Below are 20,649 nucleotides of genomic sequence, written 5' to 3'. Positions count from 1 at the left end.
AAACGCGAACCATTCGGTTCGCGTTTTTTTTCAATTGCGACAAAAGACCATAGCATGACAGAGGTTCCAAGTTCATCTACCGTAATATTCCCAAACCCAAGTTCCAACTGTTGTATCGGTTCTCTGGAAATTTTTCATATTATTTTCTTATTTACTTAAATTTTTTTTAATAGGATAATAAATAATAATTATTATCATGAGCTAAAAAATGAAACTAAATACTCTCACATGGGCTTTGATGACCGTTTTTTCCGTTACTCCATCTTGGGCAGAACAACTGGCAAATACTGAAGAAATACAATCCGTCAAAACCTTCTCCCCTCCCAAACCGATTGCACCAACCGCAGCGCAAGGCTATTTCCCCGAAAACCAATTCGACCGCACCGACCGCAGCAATCATTACTTTGTTACCGAAAACATAGACCAAGCCTTCCGTCCGCTGAAAGCAAACAGCGGCTTCTACGGCAAAAGTTTTTATAATTCCGTTACCGCGCAAGCACGCGGGGCGAAGGTATACGGCGTAGCCAACCTCAATCACACCAAGGCAAACGGCTACAAAGATGGTGGTGGGCGCGACACCGATTGGGAATACAGCCGCTTCAATCAGGCTTTGGTACTCGGTTTCGTGCCGTCTGAAAATCAAGAATACCGCCTCACTTATCTGCACGACGACATCAACAACGACCGCCAGCCGCAGTTCGTCAACGACGCATTGGACACCGAACGCCACATCTCCAAACTCAACGCGCGTTGGGGCAATGCCGATTTAAACAATACGGTTAGCGCGGAAGCAGGCATCATCAAACTCAAACGCCGCGCCGACAATTACTCCCTGCGTCAAAACAATACGCAGCAGAAAGTGTTCGTAGAACTTGACCGTAAAGTGTATGATTTCTCGCTCAAACACGACGCAGATTTCGGCAAGTTCCACAACACGGCCACAGCCAGCTACCGCAACGACAGCCAAAACGGCGAGCGCAACGCCCACACTCCCATGCGCGACTTCCTCAACGGCTACCGTTTCGCCGATGTGCACATCGACCGCTGGCGCATTGCCGATACCTTATCTTACAAGTTTGACGACCGACACAAACTGGGCTTGGGCTTAAGCTACGAACTCAACGAAGCGGACATTCGCAAAAATACGGCACAGCCTGAAAACCCAATAAAACCCGGTTTCCCCTTCGCCTCATCACAACAAATCTGGAAAACCCATTACGGCTACGACTTCAACGGCAAAGTGCGCCGTCATGCTTTGTCGGGCGAACTCAAATACGATTTCACGCCGTCTGAAACGCAAAAATACAGCGTTTCCCTCGCGCATTTGGAACGCATCGGTGACAACACCGAACGCTTCAACTCGCTTGCCGCCATCATGCAAAACCGCATGAACGGTGCGCTGATGAACCCAAACCCAACCGCTACCATCGCAGGCAATCCCCTGCTGAAAACCGAAAAACACAACCGCATCAAGCTCACCGCCGACAGCCGCAACGACTACTACAACGGCTATATGAACTCGCTCGCAGGAGCTGGCTGGAACGTGGGCGGCACGCTTGTGGCAGACAAAGTCAAAGACCTGATTATTTTTGACCGCGCCCACGGACAAAGTGGCACGGCTTCCAAAGGTGGCGGCATCATCACACGCAATGTGGACGCACGATTGTTTACCGCACAGGCCTATGCGCGTTACAACTTCAATCCGCATTGGGCGGCAGGCATCAAAGCCACCTACAACTACGGACACAACGAAACCGACGGCAGACCGCTCTATCAAATCCGTCCGTTTGAAGCCGCCGTCCAAGCCGACTACAAAAACTACTTTACCCACGGCAGCTACAACATCGGCGCCGCAACACGCTTTGTCGCCAAACAAACGCGCGGCGATTTTGATATGGCAAGCGGTCTGGGCATAGACAAACGCGAAGCCGCCAAAGGCTTTACCGTTGCCGACGTGTATGCCGGCATGAACATCAAAGACAAATACGGCTTGCGCTTGGGCGTGAACAACGTGTTCAACAAAAAATACGCCGAACATATCAGCGGCGACCACGTCCTCGCCCTATCGCCCAGCGTGGTGTATGCACCGGGCAGGACGTATTGGTTGAGTTTGCATGCGGCTTTTTAAAATCAGGCCGTCTGAAAGAATGCCTGCACTGGCTTATTAAGAATTAGGAGATAAAAAATGGACATGAAAAGACGTGATTTCTTAAAAATGACCGCCGCGCTGGCAGCCGCAGGCGTTTCGCCTTCATTGTTGGCAGCTGGTAAAGAACAATTTACCGTGTACGGCGCACCGGCAATGCCCAGCGTAACCATTGCCGTAGCGGCGTTGCAAGGCAAGCTGGCGAAGCAGGCGGATGTATCGCTGAAAATCTGGCGTTCGCCCGACCAACTGCGCGCAGGTGTAGCAAGCGGACAATTTAAAGTAATGATGAGTCCGAGCAATGTCGGCGTAAACCTGCGCAACCAAGGGCAGAAAGTCGGCATGGTCAATATTTTGACCAACGGCATCACGCAGCTGATGTGCAAAGGCAGCGCGATTGCCTCGCCGCAGGATTTGGTCGGCAAAAAAATCCTCGTGCCGTTTAAAAACGATATGCCCGACATCGTGCTGCAAGCCTTGTTGAAAAAACTGAAAATCGATGCGCACAAAGTCGGCATCACTTACACCGCCACGCCGCCCGAAGCAGTCGGACTGTTTTTAAGCAAGGACTACCACGCCGCCATCCTGCCTGAACCGATGGCAACTGCCAGCCTACTGAAAGGCAAAACCATGGGCGTAAACGTCGTGCGCGGCTTTGATTTGGTGAAAGCATGGGGGCAGGCGTTTGACACCAAACCGCTGATTCCGATGGCGGGCATCATCGCCAACGAAGAATATTTCCACGCACACAAAGCGCAGTTTGACCTCTTCCATCAGGATTTGAAAAACGCGCTCAACTGGATACTCGCCAACCGCCAAAGCGCGGCGAAAATCGGCAAAAACTACCTCCCCGCCCCCGAACCCGCCCTAGTCATGGGCTTGGACGGCGCGCGGCTGACGGTAACCAAAGGCAGCGAAGTGAAGAACGAGATTTTGAAGTTTTACGAAATCCTGATGCAGTTCAATTCGAAACTTTTGGGCGGCAAGCTGCCTGATAACGGGTTCTTCTTGGCTTAAAGTGAAAGAGGTCGTGTGAAAAGGGAGAATTAGTATTGGGGAATCCAATATACCCTTTTCAGACGACCTATCAGATAATAGTTAGAACAGTACACAAAAAGGCCGGCATTCCCACGCAGGCGGGAATGACGACAGGTATCTGTATATTGGGTTGTTAAACCAAACAGAATTGTTGAATTATCTGAAAGACCTAACCTACACGTGCTACTCTTTTCAGACGGTCTATCAAATAATATTCAGAACGGTATACAAAATCTAGAAGGTTGAGTTATGAATCAATCTACTATAATTATTAGGAATATTTAAGATGACTTTTGAATTTAAAAATATTGGATGTATTGCCAGCAACAAAATTACAGAATTTATTCTTAAAAATGAGAAGGCTTATAATCTCAAATATATAAATGATAATCAACCTATCGTTTTTGATGAAAAAAGCAAGATATATGAATGCTATTTAAATGAAGTTTTAGTAGCTTTTATCATATTGGAAGTTTGGTATTATGGAGATGGATATGAAATTATATTTGGTACATTGACAGATGATACAAACGTACACTTTACAGAAATACTAAGACAATTCCTTCAAAACGAGTACAAGGAAGATTTAAAGATTTTTGCACTTGTAAAAGATGATAATCCAGATAAACAAACAGTATTTAAGATTTTAGGGAAGAACGGGTTTATCCAAGATACTTTTAAACAAACAAAAATTTATAAAGATTCAAGGGGGAAGAGGGGTAACGAAGATGAACCTGATGAATTCGTATATACCCCTGCTAATAATTGCGAGCCAACGTAGGTTGGCTTAGTCGCAGTCGTAACCCAACAAAATCCCAAAATCCCAAACCAAGGTCGTCTGAAAAACACTATTTGGGAAATCAAACCGTTTCGTTGTATTGTGGCGTTTCGTCTAAACCAATTACCATTTTTCAGACGACCCACCATCCCCATCAACCAACACCCAAACCATGATTAAAACCGACAAAATACGCAAACCGCAGCCTGCGGTGTTTTACATCATCGACTACCTTTGGAGCGGCTTTGCCGGTCTGGGCGTGGCGATGGTGGTGGTGGCGTTGTGGGCGTGGGGCAGCGCCGTGTTCGGTGAGTTTATGCTACCTGCGCCGGCGGAGGTGTTTCAAAAGTCGTTTGATTTATTGAAACATTTTCAGGAAAACGAAATTGGGATTTCGCTGTGGCGGTCGGTGGTGGGCATTTCGGTTGCGCTGGCGGCAGGACTGGCAGCGGGGCTGGTGGCGGGCAGTTTTAAGACGGCGATGGCGTTGCTTAAGCCTGTGATTACGGTTTTGTTGGCGATGCCGCCGATTATTTGGGTGGTGATGGCGTTGTTTTGGTTCGGTTTTGGCAATCCGAGCGTGTTGTTTACCATCATTGTGTTGGTTGCGCCGCTGACGTTTGCGAGTGCGGCGGTCGGGATGGCGAGCGTGAACAAGCAGCATGAAGAGTTGTTTGACGCTTATAAATTAGGCCGTCTGAAAAAAATCCGTTATCTGTATATCCCGCATCTGACGGGCTATGTGATTTCCAGCATCGGCGTGGCGGTGGCGATGGGGGTGAAGGTGGTGATTATGGCGGAACTCTTGGGCGCGAGCGAAGGCGTGGGCGCGCGGATTGCGGATGCGAGGGCGATGCTGGAGACTTCGACGGTGATGGCTTATGTGGTGTTGGTTATCGTGTTTGTGTCGCTGTTTGAATACCTGATTACTAAGCCTTTGGAAATTTTGTTTATGCCGTGGAGAAGATGATGCTCTGTCTTGAAAACGTGCGTTTTGAAATTCTCCGCGACCCCATCGTGCGCGATTTCAGTTTGAACCTGCAACACGGCGAAGTAAAAGCTTTGTTCGGGCCGAGCGGCTGCGGCAAGACGACGGTTTTGCGGCTGATTGCGGGCTTGGAAACGCCAAAATCGGGCACGATACGCAATACTTTCCGCAAAACGGGTTTTCTGTTTCAGGAAAACCGCCTGCCGGGAAACTTGACCGCGATGCAGAATATCGCTATTTTTATGGACAAACCCGATGAAGGCAAAATCATCGCGCTGGCGGCGAAAGTCGGGCTGACTGCGGGCGATTTGAACAAATATCCGACCGAATTGTCCGGCGGCATGGCGAAACGGGTAGCATTTTTGCGCCTGCTGCTGTGCGGCTGCGACCTTGCCTTGCTGGACGAGCCGTTCGTCGGTTTGGACCGCGATTTGCGCGATATTTTGGTCGCCATGCTGGTGGAAAAAATCGAGCGGCAGGGCATGGCGTGTATGCTGGTAACGCACGACCGCTTCGAAGCCGCACGCCTGAGCCATGAAATCATGCTGCTTTCCACTAAGGGCATGAACGTGCAAAACGTGATTACCCTGCCTACGCCGCTGTCCGAACGCGATTCGGCTTTTGAAGAAGCCGTGGTGGCAAGAGAGTTTCAGGGGATTCATTATTATGAGTGATAGGAATTTAAATTTCTGACAAACCTTGCGGTTCGTTGCCCTCTCCCTAACCCTCTCCCACGGGGAAAGGGGATCAGGTTTCTCAAAATCAGAGAGCCGTAGAATTGGGAATCAGATGTCAGGTAAACCTGAAAATGTTCAGGCTCGACAGCCCAATTCCCTCTCCCCGTGGGAGATGGCTAGGGAGAGGGTAAGCAAGCCGCAGGCTTGCCTCTTTAGCGAAAGATACGAATCTGTTATCCGAACGCGATTCGGTTTTTGAAAAAGCCGTGGTGCCAAGGGGGCAGGGGATTCATTATGAGGTGCTTTATGTTTTCGACTGTGATTACTGCTGCTGTTTTATATATTGCTACAGCAGTAGATTTGTTGGTAATACTATTAATATTTTTTGCTAGAGCAAATACTAGAAAAGAATATCGAGATATTTATATCGGACAATATTTAGGTTCTGTAATTTTAATATTAGTTAGTTTATTTCTAGCTTTTGTTTTGCATTATGTTCCGGAAAAATGGGTGTTGGGTTTATTAGGTTTAATACCGATTTACTTAGGTATTAAAGTTGCTATTTACGACGATTGTGAGGGCGAAAAAAGAGCTAAAAAAGAATTGGATGAAAAAGGGTTGTCAAAATTAGTCGGTATTGTTGCTTTGGTTACAGTTGCTAGTTGTGGTGCAGATAATATTGGACTTTTTGTTCCTTACTTTGTGACTTTAGATCTTGTCGACTTATTAGTTACTCTTCTTGTATTTTTAATATTGATTTTTGTTTTAGTATATACAGCACAAAGATTGGCTAATATTTCAGGTGTTGGTGAAATTGTAGAGAAGTTTAGTCGTTGGATAATGGCTGTTATTTATATTGGTTTAGGGTTATTTATTATTATTGAAAATAATACAATTCGAACAATAATATCAATAATATGAATGATACGGGCATTTGAGTATCTGACAAACCTTGCGGTTCGTTGCCCTCTCCCTAACCCTCTCCCACGGGGAGAGGGAATCAGGTTGCTGAAAATTAGAGAACGTAGGATTGAAAATCAGATGGTAGGCAAACCTGAAAATATTCGGGTTTGGCAGCTTAATCCCCTCTCCCCGTGGGAGAGGGCTAGGGAGAGGGCAAGCATGCCGCAGGCTTGCCTCTTTAGCAAAAGATACGGCCCTGTCCACCCAATAAATCCATATCCGAAAGCATCTTCATGCAGAATCAAGCCAAGCCATGAATAAATTTTTCACCCACCCCATGCGGCCGTTTTTCGTCAGCGCGGCGGTGCTTGCCATACTCGGCTCGTTGGTGTTTTTCATCAGCCCCGGCTCTATCGTCCTGCACCGCCAAATCTTCTTGGAACTCATGCTGCCTGCGGCATACGGTGGCTTCCTGACTGCCGCCATGCTTGAATGGACGGGCTATCAAGGCCGTCTGAAACCTGTTGCTACTTTGATGGCGGCATTGTTGCTCGCCGCATCCGCTATACTGCCCTTTTCGCCGCAAACTGCCTCGTTTTTCGTTGCTGCCTATTGGCTGGTGTTGTTGCTGTTCTGCGCCTGGCTGATTTGGCTCGACCGCAATACCGACAATTTCGCCCTGCTGATACTGCTTGCCGCGTTCACCGTTTTTCAGACGGCCTATGCCGTCAGTGGCGATTTGAACCTGTTGCGCGCGCAAGTGCATTTGAACATGGCGGCGGTCATGTTCGTATCCGTGCGCGTCAGCGTCCTTCTAGGCGCGGAAGCCCTCAAAGAATGCCGTCTGAAAGACCCCGTATTCATCCCCAACGTCGTCTATAAAAACATCGCCATCACCTTCCTACTCCTGCACGCCGCCGCCGAACTTTGGCTGCCCGCGCAAACCGCCGGTTTTACCGCGCTCGCCGTCGGCTTCATCCTCCTTGCCAAGCTGCGTGAGCTTCACCATCACGAACTCCTGCGCAAACACTACGTCCGCACTTATTACCTGCTCCAGCTCTTTGCCGCCGCAGGCTATCTGTGGACAGGCGCGGCGAAATTGCAAAACCTGCCCGCCTCCGCCCCCCTGCACCTGATTACCCTCGGCGGCATGATGGGCGGCGTGATGATGGTGTGGCTGACCGCCGGACTGTGGCACAGCGGCTTTACCAAGCTCGACTACCCCAAACTCTGCCGCATCGCCGTTCCCATCCTCTTCGCCGCCGCCGTCTCGCGCGCTGTTTTGATGAACGTGAACCCGATATTCTTCATCACCGTCCCCGCGATTCTGACCGCCGCCGTGTTCGTACTGTATCTTTTCACGTTTGTACCGATATTTCGGGAAAATGCGTTTACGGATGATCCGGAATAAAAATGCCGTCTGAAACGGTTTTCAGACGGCATAGGATTGCCAATAATCAAGCCTCCTGCGGATCGACATCCACCGACCATCGGATTTTGCCGTCCCTGTTTTGCTGCAATACCTGCACCCACAAACTCACGGCGCGGTGCAAATCCTGTCGGGATGTCGATTCGAGGAAGATTTGCGCGCGTTCGCGTTCGGCGAGGCGCACCATCAGCATGGGGGCAGCGCCGAACTGGGAGACGCTTTCAGGCAAAAGCGGGGCGAGGGTTTCTTTGGCGGCGTTGAGAAACTCCATCGCATCGGCAACGCGCGGCACGTCGGCGCGGACGGCGGTCTGAAAACCGAAGGGCGGCATGGCGAACATTTGCCGCTCGTTCAATTCGTTTTCGGCAAACACGGCGTAGTCCTGCGCTTTGACGGCGGCGAAGACGGGATGTTCGGGCAGCTGGGTCTGTATCAACACCTTGCCGGGTTTGTCGGCGCGCCCCGCCCTGCCGGATACCTGCATCAGCTCGGCAAACAGCCTTTCCGGCGCGCGAAAATCTGCGCTGTACAGGCTGCCGTCGGCGTTCAACACGATAACGAGGTTGAGCCGCGCGAAATCATGGCCTTTGGCGAGCATCTGCGTGCCGACCAGAATGTCGATTTCGTTGTCCGCGATACGGCGGTACAAATCCGCCCAGTCGTTTTTGTGCGCGGTGCTGTCCCTGTCGACGCGGACGACGGCGGCCTTGGGCAGGAAGGCGCGCAGGGTTTCTTCGACGCGTTGTGTGCCGTGCCCGACGGCGGTCAGGTCTTGGTTGCCGCAATCGGGGCATTTGTACGGGATGGGTTCGCGGTGATCGCAGTGGTGGCAGCGCAATTGGCGGGCGCGTTGGTGCAGCACCATTTTGGCGGAGCAGTTCGGGCAGCCGAAGGTATGACCGCAGTCACCGCAAAACAGCGCAGGTGCAAAGCCGCGCCGGTTGAGGTACACCAGCGACATGCCGCCTGCTTCAAAATTCTGTTTCAAAAGCTGCATGGCTTGCGGCGAGAAGCCGTTGTCGAGTTTCAGACGACCTACGTTGAGAATGTCCACTTGCGGCAGTTGCGCGGCGGCATGGGCGCGTTCGGTCAGTTGCAGCAGGCGGTACGCGCCGCTTTGCGCCTTGTGCCAACTCTCCAAGCTGGGTGTAGCGCTGCCCAACACAACGGGGCAGCCGCTCTGCTTCGCCCGCCACACCGCCAAATCGCGGGCATGGTAGCGCAATTCGTTGTCCTGCTTAAACGAGCCGTCGTGTTCCTCATCGACCACAATCAGCCCGACATCAGGCAAAGGTGTGAACACCGCCAGCCGCGTGCCGATGACCAATTTCGCCTGTCCCAACATCGCGCGCAGATAATCCTGCGTGCGCCTGCCTGCCGCCATCTGGCTGTGCAACACGGCGGTCGGCACGTCGGCAAAACGGTTTTCCACCCGCTTCAAAAGCTGCGGCGTGAGGTTGATTTCGGGCAACAGAAACAACACCTGCCGCCCCTGCGCCAACACTTTCGCCATCGCATCGAAATACACCTCGGTCTTGCCGCTGCCGGTGATGCCGTACAGCAGAAACGGCTGAAATCTGCCGAAGGTCGTCTGAATTTCATCGGAAGCTTGTTGCTGGTTGGCGTTGAGCTGAAATTCAGACGGCCTTAAAACGGGTTTCGCCGCTTCCGTCGTTTCAATCCAACCCTGTTCCGCCCAATCCTCAATTAATTTCGCCGCCTGCGCGTTCACCTGCTTCAACGCCGCCATCGTCATCCCGTCCGACAGCAGCGCGTCCCACAAAACCGCTTTTTTATTGAACCGCGCCGGCGGCGGCGTTTGCGCCCTGCCCGCTTCGTTCAGCGCGTAAAACAACGGCGGCTGCGGTATTTCCACCGCGCGCGTTTCCTTCAAACCCTGCGGCAGTGCAGCAAACACTGCCTGCCCCGTCGGATAGTGGTAATAACGCGACGTAAACGAGAGCAAATCACGCCAGCTTTCGGGCAGCGGCGGCTCGTCCGAAAAGGTCGTCTGAATACTCAAAATCCGCGCCACATCCATATCGGGCGCAATATCCGTTTCCCACACAATCCCGACCACGGTCTTGTTGCGGAAAGGCACAAGCACCCGAGCACCCAGCGGCAGCGGCTCAGAATGGGAATAAGTCAAAAGGCCGTCTGAAAGCGGCACGTTTACAGCGATGCGGTGGTAAACCATGGCAGAAACATCCAACAAGATTTGCGTATTTTAACAGCCGTACGGTATTTTCAGACCATAATTTGAGACAAGGCAGGATGTGTTTCATATCATGCTTTGATAGAATAGCCCAATTTCACTCACTTTATCTGTACCTATGCAAAAGACTTTCGTTAAAACGCTCGCCGCGTTGACATTACTGCCGCTGATGGCGTGCGGTCAAACCCCAGTTTCCAATGCTGCCCAAACGCCTGCAACCGCGCAAAAACCGGCACAGGGCAATGTTGCCGAAAACCTCAAAGCACGCCTTGAAAAAGCCTATGAAGCCCAAGACCTGAAAGTCTTGAGTGTTGGTGAAACACCGATTCAAGGGCTTTACGAAGTCGTTATCAGCGGCAAACAAATCATCTACACCGACGCTCAGGGCAACTATATGATTGTCGGCGACCTTATCGACATTAATTCCCGCAAGAGCCTGACCGATATGCGCGCGGCCGATTTGAACAAAATTGATTTCGCTTCCCTGCCTTTAGATAAAGCGATTAAAGAGGTTCGCGGCAGCGGCAAGCTGCAGGTTGCCGTCTTCTCGGATCCGGACTGCCCGTTCTGCAAACGTCTGGAACACGAATTCGAAAAAATGACCGACATCACGATTTACAACTTCATGATGCCGATTGCCAGCCTCCACCCGGATGCGGAACGCAAAGCACAAATCCTTTGGTGCCAACCCGACCCTGTCAAGGCATGGACAAACTGGATGCGTAAGGGTCAGTTCCCGAGCGGTAGCGGCGACTGTGAAAATCCAGTTGCGGAAACTACTTCCTTGGGCGAACAGTTCGGATTCAACGGCACGCCGACCGTCGTTTTCCCCAACGGACACACTCAAAGCGGTTACAGCCCCATGCCCCAGCTGGAGGAAATCATCCGCAAAAACCAGAAATAACCCTATAACGCAAAAGGCTTGGAACCGTGTTCCAAGCCTTTTTTACGGGAAATGCCGTCTGAAACCGGAAGACAAACCCAAACCGGTTCAGACGGCATTCTGTTCAATAATCCTCAATCTTGTGCCAATGCATCGATCGGATTGAGTTTGGCTGCTTTATTGGCAGGCATAAAGCCGAACACCACACCGATGGCGGTCGAGCAGGCAACCGCGCCGACAACGGACATGATGGAAATGTCCATCGGAAAGTCTGTCACAAAATGGTTGAACACAAGGCTGATGGCTGCAGACAGTCCGATACCTGCCAAACCCCCTATGATGCAGATGAGCACTGCCTCAATTAAAAACTGCTGCAAGATATTGCCGCGCCGCGCGCCGATTGCCATGCGCACGCCGATTTCTTTGGTACGCTCGGTAACGGACACCAACATGATATTCATCACACCGATACCCCCTACCACCAGCGAAATCAATGCGATAGAAGAAATCAGCAGCTTCATGGTTCCGGTCGTGCTTTCGACCATCTTCATGATGCTGTCACTGTTGTTCATAAAAAAATCTTCCGTGCCGTGCCGCACTTTGAGAAGCTCGGTCAATCCTTTCTCGGCAACCTGGGTATTGGCATTGTCTTTGATTTTCACGGTAATGGAATTGGTATGGCTCTCTCCGGTAATTTGATGCATCACGGTCGTATAGGGCGACCAAAGCATCAAGGCTTCAGAATTGCCGAAAGAGTCTTCGTCTTTCTTCATCACGCCGATGACGGTCAGCGGGCGTTTCCTGAATAAGACGGTCTGTCCCAACGGGTTTGAATCCGCAAAGAGTTTGTTTTTGACATTTTGGTCGATAACAACGACTTGGGCGTCTTCTTTCACATCGTTTTCATCAAACAACCTTCCCGTTTCCAACTTCAGTCCGAGTACGTCGAAATATTGTTCCCCCACACCGTACAAAGAAGCGGTCAGGTCGGTATTGCGGTAAGTCAACGTACCGCCTGATGTGGTCTGAGGGGTAACGGAAGCGACATAGCTTTGTTTGGCGATGATTTTTGCGTCGTCCACAGTCAGGGTTTTAATCCTGCCGCTGCGTCTGTCGCCGAACCCTCTCCCGGGGAAGATGCTGATGGTGTTTGTCCCCATCGAACTGATATCCTCAAGGATTTTTTTCTGCGAACCGTTGCCCAGTGCGACGACGGAGACAACCGAAGCAATACCGATGATGATGCCGAGCATGGTCAGCAGCGAACGCATTTTGTGCGCCATAATCGCCTGCACCGACATTCTGAAGGCTTCGACAAACTGACCGTAATAAAACGACCAGGAAGCTTTTTCTTTGATACTTTCTACACTGCCTGCGGGAATATCGGTTTGTTTCGATGTATCGGAAATAATTTCTCCGTCTCGGATTTCGATAACGCGGTTGGCATTGGCAGCGATACCGGGATCGTGCGTGACCATAATGACGGTATGCCCGCCTTCGTGCAGCTTGTGGATGATTTCCATCACATTTTTACCGCTGGCGGTATCCAATGCACCGGTCGGTTCGTCGGCAAAGATGATTTCTCCGCCATTCATCAACGCGCGGGCGATGGAGACACGCTGCTGCTGACCGCCGGAAAGCTCTCCGGGTTTGTTGCCTTCTTTGCCTTCCAAACCCAAATCCTTCAAAAGCTTCTCTGCACGCATGGAACGCTCTTTGCCGCCCACACCCATATAAACGGCCGGCAATCCGACATTATCCCGTGCCGTCAACGAACTCAACAGGTTATAGCGTTGGAAGATGAAGCCGAAACGTTCTCGGCGCAATGCGGCCAGCTCGTCCGGCTTCATTTCGGCCGTTTCAAGGCCGCCGATCCGATATGAACCGGAACTGGCCGTATCCAGACAACCGAGGATGTTCATCAGCGTGGACTTTCCCGAACCGGACTGCCCAATAATGGCAACAAAATCACCTTTCTCTATCGACAGGTTAATGTCTTTCAAGACATGAACGCGGTTCTCGCCGCTGCCGAAATAGCGGTTGATGTTTCTACATTCGATCAAACTCATAATATTCCGTAAATCAGTATGATAAATGCCGTCTGAAACGGCCTGCCTGTTTTCAGACGGCATATCTGCCTGTCAGCGTGGAGGGCCCTGCATGGCACGCTCGCTGCTTTCCTGCTGCTCGGCTGCCGTCATTTCGGAGATAACCACTTTGTCCCCCTCTTTCAAACCGCTTTTTACTTCGGTATTCATATTGTCTTTCATACCGGTCCGGATTTCTCGCTCCACTGCTTTGCCGTCCGCACCCAACACGCGTACGAACGCCTTGTCGCCACGTTTTTTGACTGTCAGCGACGGGATGATCAGCACATTTGCCACTCGGTTGATTTCAACCGTATTCTGAGTCGTCATACCGATAGCAAGCTTGCCGTCCGGATTCGGCACAAGCGCGCGGGCATAATAATAGACTGCGCTGGAAGTCGTATCCGTACTGCTGTTGTAGCCGCCCAACGACATGGCGGTCAGTCCCGGATCGACACTGTCGAGCTTCGCCTTAATCGGCGTATCCGGCTCCGATAAAATCGTAAACGTAATATCCTGACCAGCCTTTACCTTGGTAATATCACCCTCGGCAATCTGCATTTTGTTCAACATCATATCCAAATTGGCCAGCTGGACAATCGTCGGTGTAGACTGCACCGCGTTCACAGTCTGTCCCTCTTCCACGGGAATCGCCACCACCGTGCCGTCCATCGTTGCAGTAATGCGCGTGTAACCCAATTCCGATTCGGCAGTATTGATAGAAATTTTGGTCTGCCTGATTAAAGCCTTCAGCTCGGCGGCATTGGCCCTTGCAGCGGCCAGCGCATCTTGTGCACTTTCCAAATCTTCCTTAGAGGTCGCATCATCTTTCCACAACGCCGCCTGACGCTTATATTTCTTCTCCGCGCTGCCCAATGCAATCTGTGCCGACACCAGCTTTGCCTGATACGTTTCCAATTTGGATTTTTCCATATTGAGCGTATTGGTCTGCGAGGTCGAATTGATTACCGCAATCAAATCGCCTTTTCGGACATGCTGCCCGAGTTTGACATAAAGCTTCTTAATCTGCCCCGATGCCTGGGCACCGACCGATACCAGATTCGACGGCGAAATCTCACCCGTTGCCGAGACCGTCTGCCCGATGTCTCCGCGCCTGACCGTTTCCGTAATATAAGAAACCTGCGGTTCGGGCTTCAGATAAGACCATCCGCCCCAAACTGCCGCAGCAACCGCAGCAAGCGCCGCCCATTTCATCATCTTTGCCATATTTTCAATTCTCTGTGTACTGCAATTTTATAAACCGGATACGGATTCTACCGCAAGCCCCCCGGCGCGCCCAGTGAGCAAAGTGCCAAAAATATAAATAAATGTTTGTTTTTAATGATTTATGCAAATAATTTTCCAGAAAATTTCAATCTGTTTACATATACCGCCATCTCCCTTACAGCGGTATAATGCCACCGACAAACAACCCGATGGAAACCATTTGCCATGAGAACCGTTCAAAAAGGCTTCACGTTGGCCGAACTGATGATTGTCATCGTCATCCTCAGCATCCTCACACTCATTGCCTATCCCTCCTATCAATACTACGTCCGGCGCGTCCGACTGACGGAAGTCAGGACGACCCTGCTGCACAACGCGCAGACCATGGAACGTTTCTACCGCCAAAAAGGGACGTTTAAAAACTACGACCAAACAAAATTGGAACAAAACACATACTTCGATATTACTTTAAGCGAAGTCAACTCCGACCACTTCACCCTTAAGGCAAACCCCAATACAGCCAACAACGGGGAGACCTGCGTCGTTACGCTCAACGACGGCGGTATCATTGCCGCTTCCGGTACAAATCAATCCTGCCCCGGCTTTGACTGACCCTCCGCCGAAACCCGAAACCCGTAAAAATGCCGTTCGGACACTGTTTCAGACGGCATTTTTACGGGTTTGCCCCATCCGGTTTTTCAAACTTGAAACCTGCCGCCCCCGCATCCGACAACCGCCACGATGCCGTATCTCCCCAGTTGTTATAATATAACATATAATCCATATTTTTCAACAACATACCATTTGACTCGCAAGATGCGGAAGCGTATGCTTATCCTTATATCGGACAACATTCCGTTTACAGGTTTTTTTACCGTAACTAAGGAGCGCAATCATGAAAATGCATGCTGTGGTAGTAAATAAAGATGTAGCAGGTGATGTAGAAGTTGTTGAACGCGAACTGCGTCCTCTGGAATACGGCGAGGCATTGGTGGAAGTCGAGTATTGCGGCGTGTGCCACACCGACTTGCACGTTGCGGCAGGCGATTACGGCGACAAACCTGGTCGCGTGTTGGGACACGAAGGTATCGGTTTGGTTAAAGAGGTTGCCGACGGTGTGAAAAATCTGAAAGTTGGCGACCGTGTCAGCATTGCATGGCTGTTCCAAAGCTGCGGTTCTTGCGAATACTGCAATACCGGCCGCGAAACCTTGTGCCGCTCTGTATTGAACGCTGGCTATACTGCCGACGGCGGCATGGCGACCCACTGTATCGTGAGTGCTGATTACGCGGTCAAAGTCCCAGAAGGCTTGGATCCTGCGCAAGCTTCGAGCATTACTTGTGCCGGTGTAACCACTTATAAAGCCATTAAAGTTTCCGGCGTTCGTCCGGGCCAATGGATTGCGATTTACGGCGCAGGCGGTTTGGGCAACTTGGCGGTTCAATACGCGAAAAAAGTATTTGGCGCACACGTCGTCGCCATCGACATCAACGATGAAAAACTGGCTTTTGCCAAAGAAAGCGGCGCAGATTTAGTCATCAACGCTGCCAAAGAAGATGCCGCCAAAGTGATTCAGGAAAAAACCGGCGGTGCACACGTAGCCATTGTTACCGCCGTATCCGCCGCCGCATTCAACTCCGCTGTGGACTGCGTCCGCGCAGGCGGTCGCGTCGTCGCCATTGGCCTGCCGCCCGAATCTATGGACCTGTCCATTCCTCGTCTGGTCTTGGACGGCATCGAAGTGGTCGGCTCTTTGGTCGGTACCCGCAAAGATTTAGAAGAAGCATTCCAATTCGGCGCAGAAGGCTTGGTTGTGCCTAAAGTCAAGTTGCGTGCTTTGGATGAAGCGCCTGCCATCTTCCAAGAAATGCGCGAAGGTAAAATTACCGGCCGTATGGTAATCGATATGAAAAAAGAATGCGGCTGCGGCCATCACCACTGATTTGACGTGGCGATACACATCGAAATGCCGTCTGAACGCTGTTCAGACGGCATTTTTTATGGATTTGGATTTGATTTTAATCCGTTCTGTTTGAAATGCCGTCTGAAAACCCGTATCGCAACACGTCATTAAGAAGAACGGCAAGATTCAACCGTTCTGCAACCCGTTTAGACGGATTCCGCCATTTCCAACGCCTGTTTGATGTCCACGGCAACGACGCGCGATACGCCTTTTTCCTGCATGGTTACGCCGACGAGCTGCTCTGCCATTTCCATGGTCAGGCGGTTGTGGGAGATGTAGAGAAACTGGGTTTGCGCCGACATTTCTTTGACCAGGTTGCAGAAACGCGAGGTGTTGGCGTCGTCCAGCGGGGCGTCGACTTCGTCCAGAAGGCAGAAGGGGGCGGGGTTGAGGCTGAACAGGGCGAACACGAGGCTCATGGCGGTGAGGGCTTTTTCGCCGCCGGAGAGGAGATGGATGGTGCTGTTTTTCTTGCCGGGCGGTCGCGCCATGATGGACACGCCGGCGGTCAGGAGGTCGTCGCCTATCATTTTGAGGGTGGCTTCGCCGCCGCCGAACAGGGTCGGGAAGAAGGTTTGGACTTTGCCGTTGACGGCGTCGAAGGTTTCTTTGAAACGCGCTTTGGTTTTGTCGTCGATTTGGGCGATGGCCTCTTCCAAAAGGGTAATGGCTGCCTGCACGTCTTCGCTTTGGCTGCGGTAGTAGCCGTCGCGTTCGCGCGCTTCTTCAAGTTCTTGCAGGGCGGCGAGGTTGACGGCGCCAAGGGCTTCGATTTGCTGGGTGAGGCTGCCGATGCTGTTGTTCAATACTTTCGGCGATTCTTTCGCCAACGCTTCGAGCGCGTCCAAATCGACGGCGTGTTCGGTCAGATTTTGATGGTAGCGTTTGGCGTTAATCAGGGCTTCCTGCTGTTGCAACAGGGCGGTTTGGGTCGCGGCCTGAAGCTGCGGCAGCTTGGTTTGCAGGGCTTGCACTTTAGCGTATTGCTCCCTGCCCTGCTCCTGAATCTGCGCGAGTTTTTCCTGTACGGCGATGTATTCTTCGTCCAGCGTGTGTACGGCTTCGCTTAATTCTTCAAGCTTGATGTGCTGCTCATCGTTTTGGAACTCGGTTTCATAGGCGAGGGCAAGCTCTTGCTGGCGTTCCTGCCAGTCGAGGGTTTGCTGTTCAAGTCGGGCGATTTGCTGCTGGTAGTTTTGTTTTTGCTGGTTGAGTTTGTGGACGGCGACTTCGGCCAGCCCGTATTGGCGGTTGGCTTCCAACAGGGCAAGCTGCGCCTGTTTCAGACGGCCTTGCTGCTCTTGGCGGCTGTGCGCGGTGGTTTGCTGCTGGTGTTCGAGTTCGGCGGCGGCTTCCTGCAAAGTGGCGATGTCGTCTGAAAGCCCGTCGGACGTGTGTTGCAACACGGTCTGTTCTTCCGCCAACTGCGCCAGTTCGCGCTCGATGTGTTCGCGGCGGATTTGCCCTTGGTTGGTGCGCGCCAGAAGTTCGGCAGCGCGTTGCTGCGCTTGGCTGTATTGGCGCGTGTGCTGCTGTTGCTGCTGCATCAGGTTTTTATGTTGCACTTCGGACGAGCGCACGGCAGCCTCCGCCTGTTTAAACGTGGCTTCGGCGGCAGAGAGTTCGGGGGCGAGTTTTTCCAGTTCGGAAGCGATGCCGTCGAGGCGCGCTTTTTGGGCAATCAAGCTTTCCTGCGCGGGCTTGGCATAGAGCAGAACGCTGACTTTATCGACCTGATGGCCTTCGGGTGTGAGCCAGATTTGGTGTGCGCCCAAATCGCTTTGATGCGCGAGGGCGTAGCTCAAATCGGGCGCGCACAATACGCCGTCGAGCCAGTGGTGCAATGCCGTCTGAAACGGCGGCTGCGCTTGGATTTGGTTCAGCAATGCCTGTACGGGCAGGGATTTTTTGATGCCGCCGGAGAGGTCGTCTGAAAGCCATGCCGCCTGCCCCTGCGGCAACGGCGCGGGCGGCACGAAGCCGTGCGGCACGGCGCGGGCGTGCAGGCGTTCGGCAAGGATGACGGACAGGGCGTGCTGCCACTCGGCGGGCGCGGTGATGTGTTGCCACAGTTGCGGCGCGGCGGCGTGGTCGGTTGCCTGCCAGAAGTCGGCGGCTTCCTGCTGTTGCGACAGGATTTGCGACAACGCCTGCTGCTGCGCCTGCAAGGTGATGTGTTGCTGCTTCAGACCTTGGAAGCGGTTTGAGGCCGTCTGAAACGCTTCGCGGGCGGCGTGTAAGGCTTCTTCGGCGGCAATGATTTGTTCTTCGTAATGCTCTTGCTGGCTTTGCAACAAGGCGGCGGCTTCCTGCGCGGCAGCGGTTTCGGCTTCGTCGGGCAGGTTCAGGGCTTGGTTTTCCTGCTTCAAACGGCCTTTACGCTCTTCATACTTGGCAATCGTTTGTTCGGCATGAGCAAGCTGCTGCTGCTTCAACGCCAGTTCGCGGCGGATGCGGTTTGCCTCGTCCTGCTGGGTTTGGAAGGCGGCGTTAAGCGTGGCTTGGGCTTCTTCCAATTCGGGCAGACGCTCTTCGTGTTCGGCAACCTGCATCGCCCATTCCGCCAACTCGGTTTGCTTTTCTTCAGTCTGCAACTCGTTTTCTTCAAGCTGCGCGCGGATTTGCTGCTGCTCCTGATGGATGCGCTGCATCTGCGCCTGCGCCGCCTGTTTGTCGCGTTCGATGCGTTGGTGCAGGTTTTGCTGATGGCGGATTTGTTCTTCCAAACGGGCAATCTGCTCGCGCAACACGCCGCGTTTGTTGCTCAGTTCGTGTACTGCCTGCTGTTGCGACTGCTCGGCGGTCTGCAAGGCGTGTACTTCGTCGTTTAACGCCTGAACCTGCACGGCGGTTTCGTCCTGCTGCGCCTGCAAAGACTGATGCTGCGCGGTCGCCTTGTCGGCGGCGGCAAGCGATTGCTGCCATTGGGCGTAATCGAGCAAATCCTGTTGCTGGTTCAGCTGCGCGGTCAGGGATTTGTAGCGTTCGGCGGTTTCCGCTTGTTTCTCCAGCTTTTCCACCTGACGCGCCAATTCGTTCTGCAAATCGCCCAAACGCTGCAAATGCTCGCGCGTGTCTTTCAGACGACCTTCCGTCTCCTTGCGGCGTTCCTTATATTTGGACACTCCCGCCGCCTCCTCGATATAGGCGCGCAACTCCTCCGGCCGCGCTTCGATGATGCGCGAAATCATCCCCTGCTCGATGACGGCATAACCGCGCGCGCCCACGCCCGTACCCAAGAACAAATCGGTAATGTCGCGGCGGCGCACGGTCTGATTGTTGATGAAATAAGTCGATTCGCCCTGACGCGTCAGCTGCCGCTTGATGCTCACCTCGGCATACTGCCCCCACGCGCCTTGCAAACTGTGGTCGCTGTTGTCAAACACCAGCTCCACCGAAGCCCTCGGCGCAGGACGGCGCGTCGCCGCACCGTTAAAAATCACGTCCTGCATACTCTCGCCGCGAAGCTGCTTCGCCGAAGCCTCGCCCAACACCCAACGCACCGCGTCAATCACATTCGACTTGCCGCAGCCGTTCGGCCCGATAACCGCAACAAGCTGCCCCGGAACATGAATCGTGGTCGGATCGGTAAAAGATTTGAAGCCGGAGAGTTTGATGTGGGTAAGACGCATGGCAATGTTTCGAATCGGAAAAGAAGGCGTATTTTAACGGAAATCACAACATTTCAGCAGTAGCAAAAGAAATCCAGGAATATACCGTCATCCGCAAAGGGCTTGAACAACATGTACAGTCTGTCATCGACACCATTACCTATATCAAACCAAAAGATGGTTTGATGATGCCCGAGTTTGACGGTGCGTATGTCCTTGCATTTGAAGACGGTACGAAAATCATTATCCACAACCCAGCAGCCGCAGGCTGGACTTACCAGACTTTCGCCTCATACGTCGACCCGCGTAATAAAAGTACGGAAGTTTTACGCGGTTTCCAAAGTCTCGGACAAGAAACCAAATTTGCCTCCATTCCCGAAAAAGGTACGGCAACATGGAAAGACAGCAACCTGTTCTTGGGTAAAGTTACCTCTGCCGACGGCAAAATGTCAGGCAACCTGAGCGGTAAATTCTTTGGTCCGAATACTAAAGAAATCGGCGGCACCTATGGTCTGAAAAATACCGACGGCAGCGTCCACTTCCTCGGCGGATACGGTGCGAAACGCAAATAATCCCCTGCAAAAACAGAGCCGCATCGCAGCGGCTCTGTTTTTTTGTGTCCAGCACACAGAAAAGCAACCGCTCCTTACTCCACCTGCCCCATGCCGTCTGTAACAAGAAAACACGGCGGCTTCAAACCGGAA

The 20,649-nt window shown here is 52.2% G+C and carries 15 protein-coding genes; 11 read left to right on the top strand and 4 right to left on the bottom strand.

Annotation, left to right across the window (positions count from 1 at the left end; genetic code table 11):
• Window positions 1–208 precede the first annotated feature (208 nt).
• The 7 genes from DQM57_RS01100 to DQM57_RS01070 all read left to right on the top strand — a co-directional run bounded on the left by DQM57_RS01100 (window position 209) and on the right by DQM57_RS01070 (window position 7,941).
• Entirely contained in the window at window positions 209–2,128 is a 1,920-nt protein-coding gene (locus DQM57_RS01100) for a TonB-dependent receptor (protein ID WP_111726380.1), read from the top strand.
• A gap of 57 nt (window positions 2,129–2,185) precedes the next feature.
• A complete protein-coding gene (locus tag DQM57_RS01095) occupies window positions 2,186–3,163 on the top strand; it encodes an ABC transporter substrate-binding protein (protein WP_111726378.1) in 978 nt (325 codons plus the stop codon).
• Window positions 3,164–3,470: 307 nt separating this feature from the next.
• Window positions 3,471–3,965 carry a hypothetical protein gene (locus DQM57_RS01090; protein WP_111726376.1) on the top strand — a complete coding sequence of 165 codons (495 nt, stop codon included), beginning with the start codon at window positions 3,471–3,473 and terminating at the stop codon, window positions 3,963–3,965.
• A 169-nt stretch (window positions 3,966–4,134) separates the two neighbouring features.
• On the top strand, window positions 4,135–4,932 hold the full coding sequence (locus tag DQM57_RS01085) for an ABC transporter permease (protein ID WP_111726374.1): 798 nt from the start codon (window positions 4,135–4,137) through the stop codon (window positions 4,930–4,932).
• Window positions 4,932–5,624 carry an ATP-binding cassette domain-containing protein gene (locus tag DQM57_RS01080; protein WP_197711726.1) on the top strand — a complete coding sequence of 231 codons (693 nt, stop codon included), beginning with the start codon at window positions 4,932–4,934 and terminating at the stop codon, window positions 5,622–5,624. Before DQM57_RS01085 ends, DQM57_RS01080 begins: the two co-directional genes overlap by 1 nt.
• Before the next feature lie 309 nt (window positions 5,625–5,933).
• Window positions 5,934–6,548, top strand: coding sequence for a CadD family cadmium resistance transporter (locus DQM57_RS01075; protein WP_049335602.1), 615 nt, complete (start codon window positions 5,934–5,936; stop codon window positions 6,546–6,548).
• A gap of 295 nt (window positions 6,549–6,843) precedes the next feature.
• On the top strand, window positions 6,844–7,941 hold the full coding sequence (locus tag DQM57_RS01070) for an NnrS family protein (protein ID WP_111726370.1): 1,098 nt from the start codon (window positions 6,844–6,846) through the stop codon (window positions 7,939–7,941).
• 46 nt (window positions 7,942–7,987) lie between these two features.
• Here the strand turns inward: DQM57_RS01070 and DQM57_RS01065 are convergent, their stop codons facing one another.
• Complete coding sequence (locus DQM57_RS01065) at window positions 7,988–10,156, bottom strand: primosomal protein N' (protein ID WP_111726368.1); 2,169 nt, start codon at window positions 10,154–10,156, stop codon at window positions 7,988–7,990.
• Window positions 10,157–10,292: 136 nt separating this feature from the next.
• On the opposite strand from DQM57_RS01065, the gene DQM57_RS01060 reads away from it, so the two are divergent.
• Entirely contained in the window at window positions 10,293–11,078 is a 786-nt protein-coding gene (locus DQM57_RS01060) for a DsbC family protein (protein ID WP_107859370.1), read from the top strand.
• 113 nt (window positions 11,079–11,191) lie between these two features.
• Here the strand turns inward: DQM57_RS01060 and DQM57_RS01055 are convergent, their stop codons facing one another.
• Both DQM57_RS01055 and DQM57_RS01050 read right to left on the bottom strand, forming a co-directional pair.
• On the bottom strand, window positions 11,192–13,126 hold the full coding sequence (locus DQM57_RS01055; RefSeq protein WP_111726367.1) for a MacB family efflux pump subunit: 1,935 nt from the start codon (window positions 13,124–13,126) through the stop codon (window positions 11,192–11,194).
• 72 nt (window positions 13,127–13,198) lie between these two features.
• Window positions 13,199–14,371 (bottom strand): MacA family efflux pump subunit, encoded by a 1,173-nt coding sequence (locus tag DQM57_RS01050; protein ID WP_111726365.1) that lies wholly within the window; start codon window positions 14,369–14,371, stop codon window positions 13,199–13,201.
• Between the two features lie 225 nt (window positions 14,372–14,596).
• Between DQM57_RS01050 and DQM57_RS01045 the strand changes: the two genes are divergently transcribed.
• Both DQM57_RS01045 and adhP read left to right on the top strand, forming a co-directional pair.
• Window positions 14,597–14,983, top strand: coding sequence for a type IV pilin protein (locus DQM57_RS01045; protein WP_107859373.1), 387 nt, complete (start codon window positions 14,597–14,599; stop codon window positions 14,981–14,983).
• Window positions 14,984–15,266: 283 nt separating this feature from the next.
• Complete coding sequence (gene adhP, locus DQM57_RS01040) at window positions 15,267–16,313, top strand: alcohol dehydrogenase AdhP (RefSeq protein ID WP_167395507.1); 1,047 nt, start codon at window positions 15,267–15,269, stop codon at window positions 16,311–16,313.
• A gap of 167 nt (window positions 16,314–16,480) precedes the next feature.
• Here adhP and smc read toward each other — a convergent pair whose 3' ends face one another.
• Window positions 16,481–19,966, bottom strand: coding sequence for a chromosome segregation protein SMC (gene smc, locus DQM57_RS01030; RefSeq protein ID WP_111726363.1), 3,486 nt, complete (start codon window positions 19,964–19,966; stop codon window positions 16,481–16,483).
• A 164-nt stretch (window positions 19,967–20,130) separates the two neighbouring features.
• Between smc and DQM57_RS01025 the strand changes: the two genes are divergently transcribed.
• A complete protein-coding gene (locus DQM57_RS01025; RefSeq protein WP_111726361.1) occupies window positions 20,131–20,517 on the top strand; it encodes a transferrin-binding protein-like solute binding protein in 387 nt (128 codons plus the stop codon).
• Window positions 20,518–20,649 lie beyond the last annotated feature (132 nt).

Source organism: Neisseria cinerea, from assembly GCF_900475315.1.
GTDB classification, from domain to species: domain Bacteria; phylum Pseudomonadota; class Gammaproteobacteria; order Burkholderiales; family Neisseriaceae; genus Neisseria; species Neisseria cinerea.
This window is presented reverse-complemented; position numbering and strand designations above follow the sequence as displayed.

Coding starts and splice junctions, on each gene's coding strand:
- DQM57_RS01100 (WP_111726380.1), top strand. CDS start 209: ATGAAACTAAATACTCTCACATGGGCTTTGATGACCGTTTTTTCCGTT.
- DQM57_RS01095 (WP_111726378.1), top strand. CDS start 2,186: ATGGACATGAAAAGACGTGATTTCTTAAAAATGACCGCCGCGCTGGCA.
- DQM57_RS01090 (WP_111726376.1), top strand. CDS start 3,471: ATGACTTTTGAATTTAAAAATATTGGATGTATTGCCAGCAACAAAATT.
- DQM57_RS01085 (WP_111726374.1), top strand. CDS start 4,135: ATGATTAAAACCGACAAAATACGCAAACCGCAGCCTGCGGTGTTTTAC.
- DQM57_RS01080 (WP_197711726.1), top strand. CDS start 4,932: ATGCTCTGTCTTGAAAACGTGCGTTTTGAAATTCTCCGCGACCCCATC.
- DQM57_RS01075 (WP_049335602.1), top strand. CDS start 5,934: ATGTTTTCGACTGTGATTACTGCTGCTGTTTTATATATTGCTACAGCA.
- DQM57_RS01070 (WP_111726370.1), top strand. CDS start 6,844: ATGAATAAATTTTTCACCCACCCCATGCGGCCGTTTTTCGTCAGCGCG.
- DQM57_RS01065 (WP_111726368.1), bottom strand. CDS start 10,156: ATGGTTTACCACCGCATCGCTGTAAACGTGCCGCTTTCAGACGGCCTT.
- DQM57_RS01060 (WP_107859370.1), top strand. CDS start 10,293: ATGCAAAAGACTTTCGTTAAAACGCTCGCCGCGTTGACATTACTGCCG.
- DQM57_RS01055 (WP_111726367.1), bottom strand. CDS start 13,126: ATGAGTTTGATCGAATGTAGAAACATCAACCGCTATTTCGGCAGCGGC.
- DQM57_RS01050 (WP_111726365.1), bottom strand. CDS start 14,371: ATGGCAAAGATGATGAAATGGGCGGCGCTTGCTGCGGTTGCTGCGGCA.
- DQM57_RS01045 (WP_107859373.1), top strand. CDS start 14,597: ATGAGAACCGTTCAAAAAGGCTTCACGTTGGCCGAACTGATGATTGTC.
- adhP (WP_167395507.1), top strand. CDS start 15,267: ATGAAAATGCATGCTGTGGTAGTAAATAAAGATGTAGCAGGTGATGTA.
- smc (WP_111726363.1), bottom strand. CDS start 19,966: ATGCGTCTTACCCACATCAAACTCTCCGGCTTCAAATCTTTTACCGAT.
- DQM57_RS01025 (WP_111726361.1), top strand. CDS start 20,131: ATGATGCCCGAGTTTGACGGTGCGTATGTCCTTGCATTTGAAGACGGT.